The 22,798-nt window shown below is 32.2% G+C and carries 21 protein-coding genes; 13 read left to right on the top strand and 8 right to left on the bottom strand.

Annotated elements, in window-relative coordinates:
* Positions 1-300 precede the first annotated feature (300 nt).
* Positions 301-3,519: a cytochrome c biogenesis protein gene (locus ACWA1B_RS14360; protein ID WP_456908008.1), complete on the top strand. Its 3,219-nt coding sequence runs from the start codon at positions 301-303 to the stop codon at positions 3,517-3,519.
* Between the two features lie 78 nt (positions 3,520-3,597).
* Here ACWA1B_RS14360 and ACWA1B_RS14355 read toward each other — a convergent pair whose 3' ends face one another.
* From ACWA1B_RS14355 to ACWA1B_RS14340, 4 genes are all read right to left on the bottom strand, one after another.
* On the bottom strand, positions 3,598-4,332 hold the full coding sequence (locus ACWA1B_RS14355) for a DUF3667 domain-containing protein (protein ID WP_456908006.1): 735 nt from the start codon (positions 4,330-4,332) through the stop codon (positions 3,598-3,600).
* Positions 4,333-4,341: 9 nt separating this feature from the next.
* Positions 4,342-4,728, bottom strand: a complete 387-nt coding sequence (locus tag ACWA1B_RS14350) for a DoxX family protein (RefSeq protein ID WP_456908004.1) — start codon at positions 4,726-4,728, stop codon at positions 4,342-4,344.
* Positions 4,729-4,993: 265 nt separating this feature from the next.
* On the bottom strand, positions 4,994-5,782 hold the full coding sequence (locus ACWA1B_RS14345; RefSeq protein WP_456908002.1) for an anti-sigma factor: 789 nt from the start codon (positions 5,780-5,782) through the stop codon (positions 4,994-4,996).
* The gene (locus ACWA1B_RS14340; protein ID WP_456908000.1) at positions 5,782-6,312 is read right to left on the bottom strand and encodes an RNA polymerase sigma factor; all 531 of its coding nucleotides are present in this window, start codon (positions 6,310-6,312) and stop codon (positions 5,782-5,784) included. Before ACWA1B_RS14340 ends, ACWA1B_RS14345 begins: the two co-directional genes overlap by 1 nt.
* 365 nt (positions 6,313-6,677) lie before the next feature.
* On the opposite strand from ACWA1B_RS14340, the gene ACWA1B_RS14335 reads away from it, so the two are divergent.
* On the top strand, positions 6,678-6,812 hold the full coding sequence (locus ACWA1B_RS14335; RefSeq protein ID WP_456907998.1) for a hypothetical protein: 135 nt from the start codon (positions 6,678-6,680) through the stop codon (positions 6,810-6,812).
* 423 nt (positions 6,813-7,235) lie between these two features.
* On the top strand, positions 7,236-7,820 hold the full coding sequence (locus tag ACWA1B_RS14330; RefSeq protein ID WP_456907996.1) for a glutathione peroxidase: 585 nt from the start codon (positions 7,236-7,238) through the stop codon (positions 7,818-7,820).
* Positions 7,821-8,027: 207 nt separating this feature from the next.
* Here the strand turns inward: ACWA1B_RS14330 and ACWA1B_RS14325 are convergent, their stop codons facing one another.
* Both ACWA1B_RS14325 and ACWA1B_RS14320 read right to left on the bottom strand, forming a co-directional pair.
* Positions 8,028-8,525, bottom strand: coding sequence for a GNAT family N-acetyltransferase (locus ACWA1B_RS14325; RefSeq protein WP_456907994.1), 498 nt, complete (start codon positions 8,523-8,525; stop codon positions 8,028-8,030).
* A 27-nt stretch (positions 8,526-8,552) separates the two neighbouring features.
* On the bottom strand, positions 8,553-9,728 hold the full coding sequence (locus ACWA1B_RS14320; RefSeq protein ID WP_456907992.1) for a thioredoxin family protein: 1,176 nt from the start codon (positions 9,726-9,728) through the stop codon (positions 8,553-8,555).
* 174 nt (positions 9,729-9,902) lie between these two features.
* On the opposite strand from ACWA1B_RS14320, the gene menD reads away from it, so the two are divergent.
* Both menD and ACWA1B_RS14310 read left to right on the top strand, forming a co-directional pair.
* Positions 9,903-11,567 (top strand): 2-succinyl-5-enolpyruvyl-6-hydroxy-3-cyclohexene-1-carboxylic-acid synthase, encoded by a 1,665-nt coding sequence (gene menD, locus ACWA1B_RS14315; RefSeq protein WP_456907990.1) that lies wholly within the window; start codon positions 9,903-9,905, stop codon positions 11,565-11,567.
* Positions 11,568-11,657: 90 nt separating this feature from the next.
* Entirely contained in the window at positions 11,658-11,999 is a 342-nt protein-coding gene (locus tag ACWA1B_RS14310; RefSeq protein ID WP_456907988.1) for a DUF2853 family protein, read from the top strand.
* A gap of 48 nt (positions 12,000-12,047) precedes the next feature.
* Here the strand turns inward: ACWA1B_RS14310 and ACWA1B_RS14305 are convergent, their stop codons facing one another.
* Positions 12,048-13,397 (bottom strand): M28 family metallopeptidase, encoded by a 1,350-nt coding sequence (locus ACWA1B_RS14305; RefSeq protein WP_456907986.1) that lies wholly within the window; start codon positions 13,395-13,397, stop codon positions 12,048-12,050.
* Positions 13,398-13,539: 142 nt separating this feature from the next.
* Between ACWA1B_RS14305 and ACWA1B_RS14300 the strand changes: the two genes are divergently transcribed.
* The 6 genes from ACWA1B_RS14300 to ACWA1B_RS14275 all read left to right on the top strand — a co-directional run bounded on the left by ACWA1B_RS14300 (position 13,540) and on the right by ACWA1B_RS14275 (position 20,360).
* Positions 13,540-14,397 carry a CvfB family protein gene (locus tag ACWA1B_RS14300; RefSeq protein WP_456907984.1) on the top strand — a complete coding sequence of 286 codons (858 nt, stop codon included), beginning with the start codon at positions 13,540-13,542 and terminating at the stop codon, positions 14,395-14,397.
* Between the two features lie 726 nt (positions 14,398-15,123).
* Positions 15,124-15,957, top strand: a complete 834-nt coding sequence (locus ACWA1B_RS14295; RefSeq protein WP_012024845.1) for a 1,4-dihydroxy-2-naphthoyl-CoA synthase — start codon at positions 15,124-15,126, stop codon at positions 15,955-15,957.
* A 166-nt stretch (positions 15,958-16,123) separates the two neighbouring features.
* A complete protein-coding gene (gene menA, locus ACWA1B_RS14290) occupies positions 16,124-17,086 on the top strand; it encodes a 1,4-dihydroxy-2-naphthoate octaprenyltransferase (RefSeq protein ID WP_456907983.1) in 963 nt (320 codons plus the stop codon).
* A 26-nt stretch (positions 17,087-17,112) separates the two neighbouring features.
* Positions 17,113-17,790 carry a metal-dependent hydrolase gene (locus tag ACWA1B_RS14285; protein ID WP_035643662.1) on the top strand — a complete coding sequence of 226 codons (678 nt, stop codon included), beginning with the start codon at positions 17,113-17,115 and terminating at the stop codon, positions 17,788-17,790.
* A 226-nt stretch (positions 17,791-18,016) separates the two neighbouring features.
* The gene (locus ACWA1B_RS14280; RefSeq protein ID WP_456907980.1) at positions 18,017-19,219 is read left to right on the top strand and encodes a tetratricopeptide repeat protein; all 1,203 of its coding nucleotides are present in this window, start codon (positions 18,017-18,019) and stop codon (positions 19,217-19,219) included.
* Between the two features lie 94 nt (positions 19,220-19,313).
* Complete coding sequence (locus ACWA1B_RS14275; protein ID WP_456907978.1) at positions 19,314-20,360, top strand: o-succinylbenzoate synthase; 1,047 nt, start codon at positions 19,314-19,316, stop codon at positions 20,358-20,360.
* A 94-nt stretch (positions 20,361-20,454) separates the two neighbouring features.
* Here ACWA1B_RS14275 and ACWA1B_RS14270 read toward each other — a convergent pair whose 3' ends face one another.
* On the bottom strand, positions 20,455-20,988 hold the full coding sequence (locus ACWA1B_RS14270) for a hypothetical protein (RefSeq protein WP_456907976.1): 534 nt from the start codon (positions 20,986-20,988) through the stop codon (positions 20,455-20,457).
* A gap of 300 nt (positions 20,989-21,288) precedes the next feature.
* Between ACWA1B_RS14270 and ACWA1B_RS14265 the strand changes: the two genes are divergently transcribed.
* Positions 21,289-21,762, top strand: coding sequence for a CYTH domain-containing protein (locus tag ACWA1B_RS14265; protein ID WP_456907974.1), 474 nt, complete (start codon positions 21,289-21,291; stop codon positions 21,760-21,762).
* 7 nt (positions 21,763-21,769) lie between these two features.
* The gene (locus ACWA1B_RS14260) at positions 21,770-22,735 is read left to right on the top strand and encodes a YpdA family putative bacillithiol disulfide reductase (RefSeq protein WP_456907972.1); all 966 of its coding nucleotides are present in this window, start codon (positions 21,770-21,772) and stop codon (positions 22,733-22,735) included.
* Positions 22,736-22,798: the final 63 nt, after the last annotated feature.

Here is a 22,798-nt window from a genome sequence, read left to right as displayed (position 1 = left end):
TAAAGAGATAGTTAATAGTCGAATATGTGATTAAATCTTCTTTTTTTGCGAAAAACTAAAATACTAGCTTCAATAAAAAGATAAATCTATAATGTAATCGATTACACAAATCTATGAAAAATTATCAATATTCAAAGAAATTATCAAATAGTTTAGTTTTGTAGTACTTAACTTTCGCGAAAGCTTTGTTTCGGTAAAAAAGTATATTATATTTTAGTTTTTATTAACAAATGACAAATATTGGAACTCAACATTTTTAAGTACTTTTGTGGCACTTTTATACAATGTAATTCCTCAAAAATGGATAAAAAAATATTCTCTTTTTTGTTTTCTACACGCTTAATGGCCGTTCTTTTTTTAACATTCGCAATTTCAATGGGTGTTGGAACTTTTATCGAAAGTAAATACAACACAGATACTGCCCGAATTTTAATCTATAATACATGGTGGTTTGAGGCTATAATGGCAATTTTTATGCTTAATTTCTTCGGAAATATCAAACGTTATCAATTACTTAAAAAAGAAAAATGGGCTACTTTATTACTTCACTTAGCTTTTGTTTTTATCATTTTAGGAGCCTTTATTACGCGCTATATCAGTTATGAAGGAATGATGCCAATTCGCGAAGGCGCGGCGGAAAATCAGATTTATTCAGATAAAACATTTATAACCGTTTTTGCTGACGGAGAATATAAAGGTGAAATGAAACGAAGAGTTTTTGACAAAAGCCTTTTATTGTCACCAGTAACTAATAATGACTTTACACTTTCTGGAAAGTTTGACGAAACTCCTTTTGAGGTTAGTTACGTAAACTACATTATGGGAGCTAAAGAAACTATAAAACCAGATCCAAAAGGAACACTTTATTTAAAATTAGTTGAAGCCGGAGCTGGTGGGCGTGAAGAGCATTTCTTGAAAGAAGGAGAAGTTCAAAATATCCACAACGTTTTGTTCGCATTGAATAAACAAACAGATGGCGCGATCAATATCAATACAACTGGAGAAAAATATACAATTCAGACACCATTTGAAGGAGAATTTATGCGAATGGCCGACAAATTGAAAGGAACTGTTACAAAAGATAACGTACAACCTTTGATGATGCGTTCGTTATACAGCATCGGTGATATCAGAATTGTATTTCCAGATCCAGCCGTAAAAGGAGTTGTTGATTATGAATCAAGTAACGATTTCAAAGCAAAATCACATACTGACGCTTTATTTGTAAAAATAAAAGCTGATGGACAGGAAAAACAAGTTCGTCTTTTAGGTTCTAAAGGAAGTATAGGAGAGCCTCAAACAGTAAAAATTGGTAAAATCGAGTATAGTTTGTTCTTTGGAAGCAAGGCTTATATTTTACCTTTTAAAGTGAAATTGAATGATTTTATTGCTGATAAATATCCAGGAACAGAAAAAAGTTACTCTGCTTTTAAAAGTAAAGTTACGGTTCAGGATTCTGCAGAAACTTTTGATGCTGATATCTATATGAATCACGTTTTGGATCATAAAGGATTTCGTTTTTTCCAGTCTTCATTTGATCCAGATGAAAAAGGAACAGTACTATCTGTAAACCATGATTTCTGGGGAACTAATATTACTTATTTTGGATATTTTCTGCTTTACATTGGTTTAATGGCTATTATGTTTACAAAGCATTCTCGTTTTGGAGATTTAAAGCGTAAACTTGAAAGCGTTAAAAAGAAAAAAGAAAAATTGATTACTATTCTAGTTTTAATGATTGGTTTGAGCGGTTTTGCGCAACAAAATCCTCATGTGCATTCGCATGATCACGATCATAACCATGCTGCAGATCCAAATGATCATGCCAATCACGTAGTAGCACCGCCTAGTCAAAAACAGTTGGATTCATTATTGACAATCTACAAAGCTCCCGAAGCGCACGCAGCAAAATTTGGAAGATTGATTATTCAGGACGCGGGAGGAAGAATGAAACCAATTAATACTTTTTCATCTGAATTACTTAGAAAAGTTAGCCACAGTGATAAGTACAACGGAATGAATTCTGATCAAGTATTTTTGTCTATGACACAATATGCTCAGGTTTGGATTCAAATTCCGATTATTTACATCAAAATGGGGAATGATAGTATTCGTAAAATTATCGGAATTGATAAGAAAGATCAATACGCTCCATTTGTAAAATTTTTCGATGAAAACGGAAATTATAAATTGTCGCCTTATTTAGATGATGCTTATAAAGCAGGGAACCCGAATCAATTTGAGAAAGATTTTATTGAAACAGATAAAAAAGTAAACTTGATGGAATCTGCTTTAAGTGGAAGCATCTTGAAAATTTTTCCAATTCCAAATGATCCAAACAATAAATGGGTTTCTTTCTTAGAACGTGAAAACAGCGGTTTTAAAGGAATGGATTCTACTTATGTAAAACAAATTCTTCCACTATATTTCAGTGCTTTAAACAACGGTTCTATTTCTAAAAATTGGGATACAGCTGATCAGTTGGTAGAAAGCATTAATGGTTTCCAAAAGAAATTTGGCGCAAAAGTTCGTCCAAGCGAGCAAAAAATTGACGCTGAGATTGCTTATAATAAATATGATGTTCTTCAAAAATTGCCGTATTGGTATATTACTGTAGCAATATTGATGCTTACTTTTACGATTCTCAATATCTTTTTTGAAAAAAAATGGCTTCGTATTACAGTAAACGCTTTCCATGTTATAGTTGGACTGTTATTTGTGATTCATACAATAGCATTAATAGCACGTTGGTATATTTCGGGTCACGCACCTTGGAGTAATGCGTACGAAGCTATTGTGTATGTGGCTTGGTCAACAATGTTCTTCGGATTGGCTTTTGATAGAAAATCAAAATTAACCGTTGCTTCGTCTGCTTTTGTTACTTCGATGATTTTAATGGCTGCCTACATGAACTGGATTGATCCGGAAATTGCAAACTTACAACCCGTTCTTAATTCATATTGGTTAATGATTCACGTTGCGGTTATTGTTGCGAGTTATGGTCCGACAGCATTAGGAATGATTTTAGGTTTTGTAGCTTTAGTATTGATTTTCTTTACAACCGAGAAAAACAAAGCTAAAATGGAATTAAATATTAAAGAGATCACGTATATCAACGAAATGTCCATAACTATTGGTTTGATTATGCTGACTATTGGAAACTTCTTAGGCGGGCAATGGGCAAATGAAAGTTGGGGACGTTACTGGGGATGGGATCCAAAAGAAACTTGGGCTTTAATCTCGATCATGGTATATGCGTTTGTAATTCACGCTCGTTTTGTGCCTGCTTTACGCGGAAAATGGTTCTTCAATTTAATGACGATGTTTGCCTTTATTTCGATTTTGTTTACTTACTATGGAGTAAACTTCCATTTAGTTGGTCTGCATTCGTACGCAAGTGGAGAGGCACATTCTCTAAATTGGATTTATTACTCGATGGCTACAATTGCACTAATTGGTGCAGTGACGTATCCAAAATATCGAAAATACTATAAAAGCAAAAAAGTGAAGAAAAAATAATGTATCACGGCTATTATTAATTCACAAAAAAGAGGTTCAGTAAAACTGAACCTCTTTTTTTTTAGCACAATCAAATATCTAGATTGGCATTTTTCCCATAATTACAAGCACAATCGCCGTGATTATGAGAAAGCAAATTAGAAATATTAAGTGACTTAATATACTTAAAAAGAAAGCCTTTACTTTTGAAATTTTATCAAAAAACTGAATGTTAGTCCAGAATATTAAAATTAATCCGATGAAATAAGTAACAGTTGAAAATTTTTGAATTTCTGGTGTACCATTTAAATAAAGCAATATTGGAAATGTCAGAATTTGAACAAAAAGTCTTTGAGATGCTTTAAAAGTATTTAAGACAAAAAATTCAACAAAATTATAGCCTTGTTTTCGAAAAACTATATAAGTTCCAATTGTATAAATAGGAATTGTAGCAATTGTTACCCATGAAAAATGCGTTGCAACCCATTCATTAAATTCATGATAATCTAAAGTTTTATCAGCTGAATCAGGAAATGTATTGATGTCGAAATAATGATAGAGCACTCCATAAAGTGTTGCCAAAACAACAACCAATGACAGTGGTTTGAAATGTCTGACGCGTTTTCCTTCAATAAATTCACGTACTGAATGTCCAGGTCTTGTAAAAAGCTGTTTTAAAGAATACGTAATTCCCTTGTCAAAATGCAATAAACCATGCTGAATATCGTGCCATAAAAAATGAATATTTATTTTATGAGTTGCCGAAGGCTGTCCGCAATTACTGCAATAATGCCCTTTAAAAACATGATGACAATTTTTACAGATTATTTCCATTATGATAATTTAATTAGATTGTACTTTCTTAAAACCATTCGGGAACATAATCGCCAGTAACACCACAATCAGTAAAAAGTTATATTCAACGCCGTTTCTTCCTCCGCCAACAACAAACCATCCTTCTTGAAAATGGACTAAAACAATTCCCATTATTAAAACAAAAATCGTTACAAAACCTGCGAGCTTAACATATTTATTAACCAGTAAAAGTATAGCAGCAATAACGTGAGATAATTTAATACTCCAAGCCAGAAAAACGCCAAAAGGAGCAAAACCAATTTGGTTCAAATATAAATTTCCAAAATCATTAATACCGTTATTAAACATTCCGAAAACAGAATGTGTGAGAAGAATAATTGAAACTGCAATTCTTAAAAGTAAATTTCCGTTCATGATGTGGTATTTGGTTATTAATCAATTAAAAATAACTAATTAATTTAACACATAGAAACATAGTTTCTGATTGTGTAAAAAAGAATGCAAAAAAACTCGGTTTCTTCCACATAGACTATGATTTTTAATGCAAAGTGAAACGCCTTTTATACGTTTGAAAAATGTACGATTATATGTGTTAAAATATTTGAAACCAATTGGTTAAAAATAATAAAAGCGCATATTATTTCAATATGCGCTTTTTGTTTTTATACAACGTTTATTTTTAAACTTTTCCTAAAGTGTACAATTGTGTCATTGTCGGCGTTAAACTTCCACCAGCAGGCTCAAGTGTAATCCCGAAAGCCTCAGCTTCGTTTGTACGGTCAACAGCAAAGATTTTATTTGAATTTCCTTCAAAATCGCTCAGTAAACCAATACTTGTTGGAGTCAGAACCGGACTTAGTTTCAATGCCCAAACTTGATAAACCATTCCTTTTGGAGGTTTTGGTAAACCAGCCGCATCAATGTAAGTTGTTTTAGTTTCTTTATTCCAATACACTTTTGCAAAAGAGGTTGGAGAAACTGCCTGACCGCCAAGTGTTACACCAGTGTTTTTGATGTCTCTTACGATATTTAAACTTTTTTCAGTTTCCTTATTTTGTTGGTTTAAAAAAGCATATTCTCTTTCAATTTTACTTTTTTCAGTTCCAACAGTAGAAATTGCTTCTTTGGTTTTTGTCAATTCTAAAGTCTGATATCCCAAACCTAGCAATAAAAGTACCGCAGCTGCCCAGCCTACATATTGCGACCAGTTTGACGCTGGTTTCATATCGACTACTTTGCCGTGTTTAAGTTCTAGTCTTGCTTTGATTTTTTCAAAATTAGCTACAGAATGGAAAGGAGAGAAGCTTGATGACAAAGCAATAATAGCTTTTTCAATCGCAATAATTTCCTGCTCCATTTCTGGGCTTTTTTTGGCCGCTTCGGCAATTTCTAAATTTTCAGTTTCGGTCAATAAACCGTAAACATACAGTTCTAGAATCCCTGATTCGATATATTCTTGTGCTTCCATTATATTTTTAGATAATTTCTTAAATCGCTAATACAGTTTCTGTTTTGAGTTTTGATAGTTCCCAGTGGCATCGCCAATTCCTCTGATGCTTCTTGCTGGGTATATCCTTTGAAGAACAACAAATTAATTATTTCAATACATTTTGGTTTTAGTTTCTTTACGAATTCTTGAATTCCAATTGCATCAAGTTTATTGCTTAATTTATTACTGTCATCTAACAGATTTACGAAATTATCGGATGAAAGGTTTTTTTGAGAGTTATTAAAATTTTTGGATCTTAGTGTATCGATAGAAGTATTTCTAGCAATATTAAGGATCCAGGTGTAAAATCGGCCTTTACTTTCGTTATACGAATCTATGTTTTTCCAGATTTTAACAAAAACTTCCTGTAAAACATCTTCGGCTTCTTCACGATTTTTGATAAGTACATTAATGACTGAAAACAAACTTTTCGAGTACATGTCGTACAAATGGGTAAAAGCTCTTTCGTCTTTTTTGTAAATTAAAACTAATAATTCTTCCTGACTCATAGATTGGGATTTTAAAGCTTAAACAAATAATTTATTTGACATTATTTTATTACCTGAGATAAAGATAATTTATTTTTTTGTGAAAATTGTATTTTTTTAACAGCCAAAAACCTAAGAAACATAAGGGTTTGAAAAAAATATCAACTTTTTTTTAATTTTTTTCCGATTTTTTAAATCCAAAATTCATCCAATTACGTAAATGCTATTATATATGAAAATTAATATGCAGAATAATAGCAAAAAACCTTGATTTAATAGGGGAAAACTAAAATTTGCCATCTTAAAATTCTAAAATTAATAAGAGAAAATAAATTTCATTGAAGTTAAAAACGTAAATAAAATCTCAATAAATAAAAAAAAGCGTCATGAATAAGGTAAATTTTTTAAAAATATTGATTGTGGCTCTTACGAATGTTTTAGCACTTATGAATTTCAGCAAAAATGATTTAAGAAAAGAGATTCAAAATATTCATTTTGAGGTTTTGAAGAATATTATTTAGTGATTAAAGTTTAATAGTTGGTGTCCTCGGACTTCCAAATAGAAAATTTATTTATAAGCAAGTATTTTCAATTTTAAACGAGTAAAATTATCCACTTTACAAGCCATTGAAGAAAATCAGATGAAAATGCGAATTAGGGTTTAAAATTAATTTTCACCATAACCGAGAGGCATCAACTATAATACTATAAAATACAATACGAGCCCGAATAAAGATTAAAGCTCTTTTACAAGGTCTCACTTTAATTTATGAAAACGTAATAAGGCATAATAATTAATTCATGGTTTGATTTGTTTGTATGGGGGAAGCCTAACGTCTGATTAACGTTAGGCTTCATTTTTTTAACGAATCTTTAATATAAAATAAAATTGCCAAAGCCTTTTTGTGAAATAGATTTTAACTAATTTTATAAAAAATTAAACAATGAAAAAAATAGTATTTATAGCTTGCAGTGTTGCTTTTTTATTCGCTTCACAAGTTCAGGCTCAAACGAGTAATAAAAAATCGAAAACAGAGAAAGCTATGGCAAAAGAAACCATTTATCAGTTTAAGGTTGAAGATTTATCAGGAAAAACTTTTGATTTTGCTTCTTTAAAAGGAAAAAAAGTAATGATTGTCAATACAGCTTCAAAATGTGGGTTAACACCACAATATAAAGATCTTGAAGCAGTATATAAAGAATACAAGGACAAGGGATTTGTAATTGTAGGTTTTCCGGCAAATAATTTTGCAGGGCAGGAACCAGGAACGAATGAAGAAATCGCTACTTTTTGCCAGCTGAATTATGGTGTAACTTTCCCAATGATGGACAAGGTTTCTGTAAAAGGTGATGATATGTGCGAAGTGTACAAATTCCTGACTCAAAAATCTAAAAATGGTTTGCAGGATTCTGAAGTTGAATGGAATTTTCAAAAATATTTAATTAATGAAAAAGGAGAATTAGTTAAAGTGATCAAACCTAAAACTTTAGTTACAGATCCTGAAGTTATCAATTGGATTAAAAGCTAATCATAAGACCGAAACCCAAAAATCCACAAATTTGAGAAATTCAAGTTTGTGGATTTTTTTTTGTGAGGGACAAAGCAACAAAGTAACAAAGGATCAAAGGTTTTCTCCAAGGTCTTGTCATTTCTCTCACTAGACTTCAAAATCAAATAGAAAAATCGCGTTAATCCGCGCTTTCGCGATAGCGAATCCGTTAAATCCGTGTGCCATCTACACCAATATTAACTGCATAAAAACCAAATCCAGCCAGTGATCAAATTTATAACCCACTTCGCGGATTGTTCCAGTTGCAACAAAACCAAATCGTTCATGAAAAGCAATACTTCCGGCATTATCTGCATCTATTGCGCCAATCATAACATGATAACCTTGTTCTTTTGCCAAACGAATTAATTCGGTCAATAATTTTGATCCAATTCCTTTTCCGATCACATTATCAACTACATAAACCGAATGTTCAACAGTATATTGATAACCAATTTTTTCTCTAAACTGTCCGTAACTTCCAAAACCTACAACTTCACCATCTAATTCGGCAACAACAATAGGAAGATTTTTAGCTTTTTTATCCTCAAACCATTTGGTCTGTACTTCAAGAGTTTGAATCTCATAACTATAATTTGCCGTCGTATGCAAAATAGAATGATTTACAATCGCTAGAATTTTTTCTAAATCATTTTCTGTCGCTGGCCTTAATTGTACTTCCATGTTAAATGTATTGGTAATTTTATTCGGTTATTTAGTGTTTAATTCGGCTAATAAAGTGTCAACTTCTTTTGGGTTCCAAGTCATTTCGGTGCAAATAGCTTTGGCATCTTTGGCATATTGCAGCGCCATTTTTTTGTCTTTAATTTTATTGTAAAGACGAGCGAGCAATAAATTTCCATCGTAAGAATCATTGATTTCCAACGAATGTTTTACCCAGAAAATTGATTTTTTTAAACTTTCAGTGTCGTTAATATGTTTTAGATATGTTTGGCCAATATCTTTCAGAAAACTTGCATCGTTCCAAACTAATTTTTGTGTGTTTTCCAAAGTTGTTTTTTTGTAAAACTGCCATTTTTCAGTTCTTTCGGCTAATGTAAGGTCAAATTTAAAAACCAAAGAATCAGTTTTTTGAAGACGTATTGATTTTGCAACTTCTCTTTGTTTATAATAATTTACTGTGTCTAAATTATCTACATAAGGGCGAAGTAATTCGGTTACAATACTTTCGATTTTTCGGTCTACGCGATTTTGAGATGCAACAGCAGCAAATTCTTTTTGATGTTTTAAAACGAATTGAAATTCTCTTGAATTAATATCGGTAACGCCATTGGCAATAATTCTCCAATTTGTTTCGCTGATTAATTGTGCATCAGATTGTGTATTAAGGTAAATATGCGTTGCTGGCGATAAATCTGTTCTGTCTTTTCCTTTTTTTAAAGTATTTAAATACGCAAAAAACTTATCAGAATTGCTTGGATCCGACATGAATTCTTTTTCTAAGTATGGCAATTGCATTCTTGAATTCAGCGCATATTTTACTTCGGTCATAAACTCTGGTGTTTTCATTTCACCTTTAAGCGCATATAAAAGCGTTTCATTGGCATCCAAAAACAAAAAAGTTGGAAGTGATTTTGTATTGTATTTGTTTTTGAGCGCCATTCCTTCTTCTTTTTCAATGTTTTTCCAGATGCAGATATAGTTTTCTTTTAAAAAAGACATCACATTTGGATCACTAAAAACTTCCTTTTTCATTTGATTGCAATGTGGGCACCAATCTGCATACAGCATTATAAAAATCGGTTTCCCTACTTTTTTCGCATTTTCCAATGCAGTTTTATATAGCGTATCATCTGGAACAAACTGATTTTGAGATTTTACAGTTTGCAACGAAAGAAAAAGTACTACAATATATAGGAAACGCATACGAAGTATATTTTTATTACAAATTCACTTTTACAAATATATTCCCTTTTTCTAAAAAGCGCCTTAATATCTTCCTATTTATAAGTTAAATCAAATACGAAGTTTGTAACTTTGTAATAGTAAAAGAAAATACTCAATTTTAGTTTTTCTTTAAAAAAGTAATACGCTACAGGAATGATTTACCCCAAAATACCGCTTGCACAAAGCATTATCGAAATTTGTTCAGCAAAAGGAATCACTAATATTATTATTTCTCCAGGTTCAAGAAACGCGCCTTTGACGATAGGATTTGCCCAAAATCCGAATTTTAAGTGTTATAGCATTGCCGACGAGCGTTGTGCTGCATTTTTTGCATTAGGAATTGCACAACAGACTAAAAAGCCAACAGCAATTGTCTGTACTTCAGGATCAGCTTTACTGAATTATTATCCGGCTGTGGCTGAAGCTTTTTACAGCCAAATTCCATTAATTGTAATTTCTGCAGATCGTCCTCAAAACAAAATTGATATTGGAGATGGACAAACGATTCGTCAACAAAATGTTTTTGAAAATCATTCGGTTTTCAATGCCAATTTAACCGAAGAGGCTTCTGCCGAAAATGATTTAAAAATCAATAAAGCTATTGAAACTTCAATACTTCAAAAAGGCCCAGTTCATATTAATGCGCCTTTCGAAGAACCTTTGTATGAAACTGTTGAAACGCTTTCTGTTGAGCCAAAAATAACAAGTTTTGAAGAACAAGTTCCAACCAAAATTATTGATAATAGCGAAGAAACTGCTTCCATTTGGAATTCGGCTAAAAGAAAACTAATTCTTATTGGAGGAATAAATGAAGTAAACTCCATTGAACAGGAAATTTTGGAAAACTTTTCCAACGATCCATCAATTGTTGTACTTACAGAAACTACTTCAAACTTGCACCATCCGAGTTTTATTAATAGCATAGATACTTTAATTACACCATTTGACGATTGTGATTTTAAAGAGTTGGAAGCAGAAGTTTTAATCACTTTTGGAGGTATGATTGTATCAAAACGTATTAAGGCTTTTTTACGAAAGTATAAACCTGCACATCACTGGCATATAGATACTTTGCGAGCATATGACACATTTAATGCTTTAAGTAAACATTTTGTAATGGAGCCAAATGATTTTTTTAAAGATCTGCTTCCAAAAACAGAATTTGTAGCTAGTAATTACTTTAAGAAAATCGATAAAATTTATAGTCTTAGAAATAAAAGAAAAGAAGAATATTTAAAGAAAATTCCATTTTCAGATTTTAAAGTTTTTGAAAAAATAATTGAATCGCTTCCTAAGAACATCCAATTACAAATTAGCAACAGTTCGGCAATTCGTTATGCGCAATTGATTAATATTGATGATTCTATAGAGGTTTTTTGCAATAGAGGAACTAGTGGAATTGATGGAAGCACATCAACAGCAATTGGAGCGGCAGTGGGAAGTGAGAAACAAGGAATATTTATTACTGGCGACATTAGTTTTTTATACGATAGTAACGCTTTATGGAATTCGTACATTCCTAAAAACTTTAAGATCATTTTAATTAATAATGGTGGTGGAGGAATCTTCAGAATTTTGCCGGGACACGAAGAAAAACCTGTTTTTAATACTTATTTTGAAACTTCGCACAATTTGACAGCAGAACATTTGGCGAAAATGTATCAGTTTAGATATTTGCAGGCCTCTGATAATGAATCACTAACTAGAGGAATTTCTGATTTATATGACGATAATGATTCACCGGTTATCTTAGAAATTTGTACACCAACAGCTCAAAATGATATTATTTTAAAGCAATATTTTAAAGAATTGAATTAATATTTGTAAGTTAAATTTTGTTAAAATTTATAAATTAAACATTTTTAATTTTAAATTTGGCTGCATTAATTGTAACCAATATTTAAAATTATGAGCGCTAGGGAAGAATTAATTAAGAAGTATGCCGCAGATTTAAAAGATAAATGCGGTATAACACCAAACATGGATCTGTTGACAAAAGTAACAATTGGCTGTGGGCCATCAATTTACAATGCGGATTCATCTACCGTTGCATCTTCACAACAATCTGAATTAGATACGGTAAAAAAGAATTTCTTGATTAAAAAATTAGGCTTAAAAGACGGCCCGGATTTAGATGCAGGTATTCAGGCAGTAATTGAGAAATACGGTCATGCTAATAAACACAAACACAGAGCCGTAATGTATTATTTATTGACACTTCACTTTAAAAAAGAAAGTGTTTACAAATAATATTTAAAGAAAAAGCGCCAAATTTGGCGCTTTTATTTTTTTAGTTAATCATTTAATCGGAATTGGAAAAACGGGCAAACTTGCATGTCCTAATGCATCTACAGTCTGCACAGCAAAAAAGTAATTGTCTTTAGAATAAGGAATTTCTGCCTGTGTATCTTTCACAAAAAATGTTTTTTCCCAATGTGATGATGAAGTTTCTCTCATTAAAATCTGATAACCGTATTGCACTTTTCCTTCTGGAGCTGACCAAATCAGAGTAGATGAATTAGAAAGTTTTTTAACTTCAATTCCAACATTTTCCGGCGCTTTTGGTGATGAAGCAAGATTAGCCAAGGTTGCCAAATTAGCACAAGTATTTTTTCTTAAGTAATCAAAATCCATAAATTCTGGCAAGTCACCATATTGAATATTGTTCTCTGTTCTTAAATCCTGATGTTGATGATCAAAATTTTCATTCATTTCGCAAAAACGAACTGCAGTAAAACCATTTTGGCTAAATGGTGTATGGTCGCCGCCTCTTAAAAAACGATCATTTCTATACACTAATTTTACTTTCAATTGATCTACATATTGTTCTGTAACCGTTTTAATGTATCGGGCCAAAAGTCTTGAAGGGCTGTCATTGTCGCGGCTTATAGCTTTGCGCATTTTAGCTTCGTCCTCCGTTTCTAAATACGGAATTGTTTCACTAAAAATACGAACTTGAGTATTATCTCTTAAATTAGTTCCGCTTGATAAACTGTTCCCAATCATGTCATTATTAAGCATAGCGACAATATTCCAGTTTTGTTGTTTAGCTTTTTCAGCAAGATGACGTGCTCCAATCAAACCTTGCTCTTCGCCAGTTACAGCAACAAATATAATAGTAGCCGGAAAAGATCTTCTGCTCATTACTTTTGCCAGCTCAATAACTGCAGCAACACCAGAACCATCATCATTTGCTCCCGGCGCATTCGACTTTATATTCATAACATCTGTAACTCGGGAGTCTAAATGTCCACTAATAATCAAAACGCGATTATCTGTTGGATCGGTTCCCTTCAAAGTAGCCATCACATTTCCAATCTGACTGTCGACATTAATTCTTTTCCCATCTGCTTTAACAGTAAAATAATCAATTTCTGAAGTTAATCTTCCATTTGATTCCAAAGCAAATTTATCAAATTCTGATTTTACCCATTGCTGTGCAGCACCAATTCCTTTGGTTTTATTTTTTGCATCACTTAAAGTATGTCGGGTTCCAAAAGAGACTAATTTATGAATGGTTGCCTCAAGATTTTCAGCTTTGATTTCACTAATCATTTTCTTTATTTCCGGATCTTCAGAAACTTGAGAAACAGAAACCTGAGTGAATAATAAAAAGGCAAAAGCAGAATAAATAATGGTCTTTTTCATTGATCTGGGATTAATTATAGGTTTTCAAATTTAACCAAAAGGAATAAACAATAATAAAATGTACGCTTCTTTTTTTATCTAAAACATTTTTAAGGTTACCATTCCCAAACTTCGTACATTTGCAGCATAGAAATTTAAGAATATGCTTGAAATAGGAAAATACAATACACTTACTATATTACGTGATACCAAAGTGGGTTTGTTTTTGGGAAATCCTGAAAAAGATCCGGATGGAATTCACGATGTTTTACTTCCAAATAAATATGTTCCGAATGAATTTGAAATAGGCGAAGAACTTGTTGTTTTTGTTTATTTGGATCATGAACAGCGACCAGTTGCGACAACACTTGAACCTTATATTTTGTTGAATGAATTTGCGCTTTTGAGAGTAAATTACATTAATCAGGTTGGTGCTTTTATGGATTGGGGAATGGAAAAAGATATTCTGGTTCCGTTTAAAGAACAAGCGCGCCCAATGGAAAAAGGAAAACGTTACTTGGTTTATCTTTATAAAGATGAAAAAACCAATCGTTTGGTAGCTTCAAGTAAATTAAATCAATTTTTAAATAATGATCAGCTTACAGTTGAAAAAGGAGAAGAAGTTGATTTGATCGTTTCTCATATTACTGAATTAGGGATCAATGTAATCATCAACGAGCTGCACAAAGGTCTTTTGTATAAAGATGAAGTGTATGACGATTCAATACGAACTGGAGACAGAATGCGTGGTTATATCAAAAACATTCGCCCCGATAATAAAATAGACGTTGCTTTGCAAGTTCAAGGTTATCAAAGTATTGAGCCAAATGCTGAAAAAATTCTAGACGAATTAAGAGCCAATCGTGGTTTTTTACGTTTAAATGATAATTCGCATCCAGAAGATATCAAAACGGTCTTGAAAATGAGTAAAAAGACTTTCAAAAAAGCGATTGGAGCTTTATACAAAGAAAAACTTATTGAAATAAAAGAAGACGGGATTTATCTTGTGAAAGAAAATTAAGATTCCAAAATTTAATACAACAAGAAAGGCCGCTCATTACAAGCAGCCTTTCTCTTTTTATTCTAGTTTTAAAAAAAATTGTAATTAAAAAAAAACAGAAATAAAATAATTCGAATCCATTTAAAAAAATAATAGCTTTATTAATTTTAGAAATTACTTTTCATCATGGGTATGTCTTTTAAACAATCAATACATTCATTTTTATTAGCAAAAGCTCGATTTCACGGCTGATCCATTTGGTTTAATAAAATAACTTTTAGAAAGTTTCAGTTAGTATTTTTTCCTCTTTTCGTAATCAATTTTTTATACTAATTACATTCAACAATTCTATTGTTTAACCGTAGGTGTTACTATCTCCTTTTTGAAGTTTTAACAAATGCATAAATCATTTGCTCACTGTTTAAGGTTTTTTTACTAATCAGAACCATAAAAAAATGAGCGACAAATTTTTTAAATTTTCTCAAAAAAATCATTTTTTAGGTTAATAAATCAGTGAAAGAAAATCAATCTAATATCAACAAAACAACTTGTATCTCGTTGATTTCTAGGCTGTAAAATTACTCATTATTTTTTAAAACTAATGTTAAAAAGTGTTATTTTTTGTAAGTAAATACCAATTGTTAACATTCAGTGCTGTTTTGTGGGAAGACTTAAATCAAATTGAGTAGGTAAAAATGTAAAAATGCTTTATTTTTACACTATAATTATTAAAACAAACAGATAAAAATGGATTGGATTACTGCCAGAGAATTTGAAGATATAACTTATAAAAAATGTAATGGAGTTGCCAGAATTGCTTTCAACAGACCAAATGTGAGAAATGCTTTTCGTCCAAAAACAACTTCAGAATTATACCAGGCCTTTTATGATGCACAGGAAGATACTTCGATAGGAGTAGTTTTACTTTCAGCAGAAGGTCCATCAACTAAAGATGGGGTTTATTCTTTTTGCAGCGGAGGTGACCAAAATGCACGAGGACATCAAGGTTATGTGGGGGATGATGGGCAGCACCGTTTGAATATTCTTGAAGTACAGCGTTTAATTCGTTTTATGCCGAAAGTAGTTATTGCTGTAGTTCCAGGTTGGGCAGTAGGAGGCGGACATAGTTTGCACGTTGTTTGTGATATGACGCTGGCAAGCAAGGAACATGCCATTTTTAAACAAACAGATGCAGATGTAACCAGTTTTGATGGCGGTTACGGGTCTGCTTATTTAGCTAAAATGGTGGGACAGAAAAAAGCACGTGAAATTTTCTTTTTAGGAAGAAATTATTCAGCTCAGGAAGCTTTTGAAATGGGAATGGTAAATGCTGTTATTCCGCATGATGAGCTTGAAGCAACGGCTTATGAATGGGCACAGGAAATTTTGCAAAAATCACCAACTTCTATAAAAATGCTGAAATTCGCCATGAACTTAACAGACGACGGAATGGTTGGCCAACAGGTTTTTGCCGGAGAGGCAACGCGTCTGGCATATATGACAGAAGAAGCTAAAGAAGGAAGAAATGCATTTTTAGAAAAAAGAAAACCAAACTTTGGCGAAAATAAATGGTTGCCATAAATATTTTAGATTTTAGATTGCAGATTTTAGATTTATTTAAATCTGAAACTGATGTTTAAAATCTAGATTAAAAAACAATATTATTTAGATTACAGATTTTAGGTTTTTAAAATTTTGAAAATCCAATAATCTAAATTCTAAAATCTAAAATCTAAAATTAAAATAAATGAAACATTGGATTGAAGCCGCAAGATTGCGCACATTGCCTTTATCAGTTTCCGGAATTATCGTTGGAAGTATTTATGCTTTATCAAACCCAACAGAAACAATTAATACGCCAACAGAAGTATTTAGTTGGAAAATTTTTGGTTTTGCACTTTTAACAACATTAGGTTTACAGGTTTTATCCAATTTTGCCAATGATTATGGCGATGGAGTAAAAGGTACAGATAACGCTGACAGAGTAGGGCCACAACGCGCTATTCAGAGCGGGAAAATCACGCCTCAGGCCATGAAAAAAGCAATAATAATTACTTCATTATTAACGCTTTTATCGGCTATAATATTGATTTATTTTGCATTCGGAAAAGATAACTTTGGGTATTCGATTTTCTTTTTATTATTAGGAATTGCAGCAATTGTCTCGGCAATTCGTTATACAGTTGGAAATTCAGCTTACGGTTACAAAGGATTTGGAGACGTTTTTGTTTTTGTATTCTTCGGATTGGTAAGTACTTTGGGAGTTAATTTTTTATATTCGAAAGAAGTTGATCCGCTGTTGATTCTTCCTGCAATTTCAATTGGTTTGCTTAGCGTTGGTGTTTTAAACCTGAATAATATGCGCGATGAAGAATCAGACAGAAAATCAGGAAAAAATACAATTGTAGTTCAAATTGGAGGAGCAAAAGCTAAAATTTATCATTTTACATTGATCATTACAGCTATGATTTTGGTAGTTGTCTTTGCTGTTTTGAGCGATTATAATTTTGACCAATACTTATTTTTATTAGCCTATATTCCTTTAACAAAGCATTTAATTACAGTTTCTAAAAACCAAGATCCTAAACTTTTAGATCCAGAGTTAAAAAAAGTAGCGTTAAGCACTTTCTTGCTTTCATTATTATTGACAATCTGCATGATTTCACTAATTTCAGATATTATCGTTAACCTTTTTCTTGGAGGAAGATAACCAAGTTCAATTAAAAAAATAAGATCATGAAAATAACATTTTACGGACACGCTTCTTTAGGCATCGAAGTTGGAGGAAAACACATTATTGTTGACCCTTTTATTACCGGGAACCCAGCTGCTGCAGCAATCGACCTTAGAGATTTAAAGGCCGATTATATTTTACTTACGCACGCACACGCTGATCACGTTTTAGATGTTCAGGCTATTGCAAAACTTACCAATGCGGTAATCGTATCAAACGCAGAAATTGCAAGTTATTACGCAAAACTAGGATTTAATTCACATCCAATGAATCATGGTGGAAGCTGGAAATTCGATTTTGGAAAAGTTAAATATGTAAATGCTATTCATTCAAGTACTTTTCCTGACGGCACTAATGGAGGAAATCCTGGTGGATTTGTAATTGAAGGCGAACATAAAAATATCTATATCGCTGGAGACACTGCGCTTACCATGGATATGAAACTGATTCCTATGCGAACAGAATTGGATTTGGCCATTCTTCCAATCGGAAATAACTTCACAATGGATGTCGAAGATGCTATTATCGCCTCAGATTTTGTAGAATGTGACAAAGTTTTAGGGTATCATTTTGATACTTTTGGCTATATCGAAATCAACCACGAAGAAGCAATCAAAAAGTTTTTCGATAAAGGAAAAGATTTGATGTTGTTAGGAATCGGGGAATCAATCGAATTATAATCATCAATTTAAATATAGCCGAAAGAAGGAGCTAATCCCGCTTTCGGCTATATCTTTTTTAGGCAATGAAAAATTGCCCAAAAAAGGATACCGCCTCTATCGGGGCTAGGGCACTCGGTTTCATAAGAAATATTTTGGCATAATTTTTACTAAGATTATTGAAATTAACTACAAATAAAAAAGTAGAGAAATTGGTGTAATTCTTGGCAAAAAACAATCATTCAATATGACTTTCAAAAAAATAATTCTATCAATATTAATTACTTTTTCTTTTAACGCTTTTGCACAAAAAGATGGTTATTGGGATAAAGAACGCGCAACAACAAAAGAAATAATTGTTTCTGCTCGTGACCGAATCACAATAAAAACAGAAGATCTTCCCGTTGGAACCACTGAAATTGTATACCGAATCACACTTTTGGATGAAAACCAACAAATGGCAAACAGTTTGGTTTCGGTATTAAAAGCAATTCCAGATCCAACTGGTGTGAGTCAGGGCTCGGCTGGAGCGGTATTTATAATGTCCAAAATTTCAGGAGATGATACTTGTACTTACGCCTTATTTACATCTGCAGAAAATGCAAAAAAATACATTGACGACGGAAAAACAGACAAAGCTTGTTATGCTCAAGAAGAACCTTTAAGCAAGGATGCGAAAAGGTTATCGCTTGATAAATCTACTTGCTTGGGGCAAAATGTAAGCACAATTTGGTTTGGATTTCATAGTAAGAACTGGCTTTTAAATCAAAAAGTTGTTTTAGAAGTTGTGCCTTGGGTTGATACAAAATTAAATCGTGGTTGGAATCAGGATAACAAAAATGAAATCATCAGTTTGTGCAAAACATCAACAATGGCACAAAAAATGGCCAATTCTGATGATTTTTGCGTTTGTATTTTAGATAAAATCATGAAGCAATATCGCTATAATGAATTTCAAAAGTTGCTTCCGATAGAAAAAAACAAAGTTTATAAAGACTTTGGAAGTGCTTGCTATAAAGATGCTGATATTTCTAAAAATGTTTTTAACGACCTTAGAAAACAGGCTTCCCTATTAATTAAACAACAAAAATACAATGAAGCAATTCCTAAATTAAATACTATAATTAGTGAAGGAAAAGCTACCGCATTAGATTACAGTTCAATTGGTTATTGCTATATTTTGACAAAACAATATGAGAAAGCACAAAAGTTTTTACAAGAAGGTGAAAAACTAGACAGTACTGAATTACTAGTCAAATTAAATCTGGCACATTTGTATTTGGTGAACAATAATTATAGTGATGCAAAAGCAATCTATAAAAAATATCAAGATCAAAATGTCACAGATAGTTTAAGTTGGAAAGACAAAACAAAATCAGATTTTGCTATTTTCCAAAAAGCAGGTCTGCCATCAAAAGATTTCGATAAAATTCTAAAACTTTATAATTAAAGACTCTGAGCTACTAAGCTGCTAAGATGCTAAGTTTTTTCAGCATCTTTTACCTCAGTCCTTTAGAACCTTAGCTTCTTAGCACCTTAAAAAAATGAACGCTACCTACCACAAATACATGCTCGAGTTTAAACGTCCATCCGGAACGTCGCGAGGGATTATGACCGAGAAAGAAACATGGTTTATCGTTTTAGAAGAAAATGATAAAAAAGGAATAGGCGAGTGCGGTATTTTACGTGGTTTAAGTGCCGATGATCGCTACGATTATGAAGAAAAACTGCAGTGGGTTTGCCAAAATATTCATTTGGGTGAAACAGCACTTTGGGAAGCTTTATTAGAATTTCCTTCTATTCAATTTGGAGTGGAAATGGCTTTTTTATCTTTAAAAAGTGAAAATCCGTATTTATTGTTCCCTTCTGATTTTACCAATAATTCAAAATCGATTGAGATAAACGGTTTGGTTTGGATGGGTGAAGCACCTTTCATGAAAGAGCAAATCGAAGACAAATTAGCGAATGGTTTTAAGTGCATAAAACTTAAAATTGGAGCAATAGACTTTCAACGGGAATTAGATTTATTGCAATTTATTAGAACCCATTTTTCGGCTGAACAAATCGAAATTAGAGTTGATGCAAATGGTGCTTTTTTATTAAATGAAGCTTTAGATAAACTGAATCAACTAAATGAATTTCAATTGCATAGTATTGAGCAACCTATCAGAAAAGGCAATATTCAAGCGATGCATAATTTATGCAAAGTAACACCATTTCCAATTGCATTAGATGAAGAATTGATTGGTGTCTTTTCGTTTGAAGATAAAGAGAAACTATTACAAGAAATCAAACCGCAATACATTATTTTGAAACCAAGTTTTATTGGAGGTTTCAGAGGAACAAAAGAATGGATTGATCTGGCTGATAAGTACAAAATTGGCTGGTGGATTACATCAGCATTAGAAAGCAATATTGGTCTAAATGCCATCGCACAATGGACTTTTGTTCAAAATTCAAAATTGCCTCAGGGATTAGGAACTGGCGCACTTTACACCAACAATTTTGATTGTCCACTAGAAGTTTCAGAGGGACAATTATGGTACAATGTTTCAAAAAAATGGGATCTTTTTGAAATAGATACAAAGTAACAGAGTGACAAAGGTTCAAAGATTAAATTTGATTTGGTACTTTGTCACTCTGTTACTCTGTTACTTTGCTACTTTGCAACTTTGTTACTTTTTCTCACTCTTTTCCTCCTAACAAATTAGCTTGCCAGTCTTTCAATTCTTGCCATTTGCCCTGATAAGCCATTAAAGCTTGCTTTGGCCAAGTACTTGGATTGTGCATTGCATAATTTTCGCCACTAGCATCTAAAATTGCCTGCAGTTTTTCAGTAGATGTTTTCGATAAATCTTGCCATGTATTAATTTCTGCTGCATTAAACAGTGCTTCGATTTTAGGCCCAATTCCTTCAACAATTTTTAAATCATTTTCTGTGATTTTTTTTCCTAAAATATTCGAGGCTTTTTCTTTATCAAACAAATATAGAGGTTCATTTTTTACTAAATTACTTTTAGTTTTAGACTCTAATTCTGCATCAAGAATACTTATTTTTTTGTTCAAATTCTTCACAGTTGCTTTGCAAACGTCTAACTCTTCTTGTAAAGATATGGCAAGTGTAATATCTTTTTTAGAGCTACTTTTTCCTAGTAGGTAACCAAATATCCCAAAAATCAGACCTACTAGTGCCGGGATTAAAAAACACAATATATTCATGATTAGATATTTTAAAATGATAAAATCTACTGCTGAAATTTTGATCTGCTTAAAACTTTCTTTTGGATTGAAAACGTATTGTATTTGGGGCGTAAAAATTAAAGCTTAACTTGAAAACAACAACAGTTTTTTAGGGTATATCAAATTTAGCTAAAATATAAATCTTAATGTATTAACAATCAGTTAATTTGATATGTGATGCTAAATGATATTATAAAAATAAAAATGCGATTATAATTTTTTACAACTTCGTGACTGGATTAAATTGAGTAAATTTGAGTAAAATTAATTGAAGTTAAAATGGTTGAAATTGAAAGAAAGTTTCTTGTGAAATCAGAAGATTTTAAAGAACAGGCTTTTACTCAAAATAAAATTGCTCAGGGTTATTTAAGCTCAATTCCTGAAAGAACAGTTCGTGTGCGAATTAAAGGAGACAGAGGATTTTTGACAATAAAAGGTATTGGACATCAAGGAGGAATGACACGTTTTGAGTGGGAAAATGAAATTCCGCTGGAAGAAGCACTGGAATTGTTTAAATTATGCGAAAAGGGAAAAATAGAAAAAACGCGTTTCGAAATTAAATCTGGAGACCATGTTTTTGAAGTCGATGAATTTTATGGTGAAAACGAAGGCTTGATTATGGCCGAAATAGAATTGAAATCAGAAACAGAGGCTTTCGAAAAACCAGATTGGCTGGGAGAAGAAGTTACCAGTGACGAAAGATATTACAACGCTTATTTGAGCAAAAATCCATTTAAGGACTGGGAAAAATAATTCATTTATGACAGATTATGATTTGATTATTGTTGGAGGCGGGCCAATTGGTCTAGCCTGCGCAATTGAAGCTCAAAAGAAAAACTTGCAATATTTAATTATTGAAAAAGGGGCAATTGTAAACAGTATTTTCAATTATCCACTGTATATGACTTTTTTCTCAACTGCCGAGAGATTAGAAATTGGCGATATTCCGTTCAATTGTCTGGCACCGAAACCTGGGCGTCAGGAAGCTTTGGAATATTATAGAAATATTCATCGTTATTTTAATTTCACCATAAATCTGTTTGAAGAAGTAACTGGAATTCAGAAAAATGAAAATGGTCTTTTTGAAATTAAAACAAACAAGAACTTTTATAAGTCTAAAAATGTAATTATCGCGACAGGATTTTATGATATTCCAATTACAATGAATGTAAAAGGGGAGGAGTTGCCAAAAGTACGTCATTATTATAAAGAAGCGCATGAATACGCTTTTAGAAATGTTTTGGTAGTTGGCGCAAATAATTCATCTGTCGATGCAGCATTGGAATGTTGGCGTAAAGGTGCAAATGTAACGATGGTCATTCGCAAAAATGAAATCAACAGCAGAGTGAAATATTGGGTTAAACCTGATATTGAAAATCGAATTGCAGAAGGAAGCATTAAAGCTTATTTTGCATCGAATATTACAGAAATAAAAGAAGACAAAGTTGAAATTGAAACTCCTCAAGGAAAAATTACAATTGAGAATGACTTTGTATTAGCCTTAACAGGTTATAAACCTAATTTGAATTTTCTTGAAAATATTGGAATTCAGCTTTCTGATGATGAATTAAAAATTCCGTCATATAATTCGGAAACTATGGAAACGAATGTGGAAGGATTATTTCTCGCAGGCGTTGTTTGTGGCGGAATGCAAACGCATAAATGGTTTATTGAAAACTCAAGAATCCATGCCAAAATGATTGTGGATTATATCATTTCAAAATAGTTTTAGCGACGAATTCACGAATTAATTTCAAAAAAAAAAAAATAATTCGTGAATTCGTCGCTA

The sequence above is a fragment of the Flavobacterium xizangense genome (assembly GCF_054075145.1).
The sequence above is the reverse complement of the archived record's forward strand: the minus strand, read 5'-3'. Positions and strand labels throughout refer to the sequence as shown.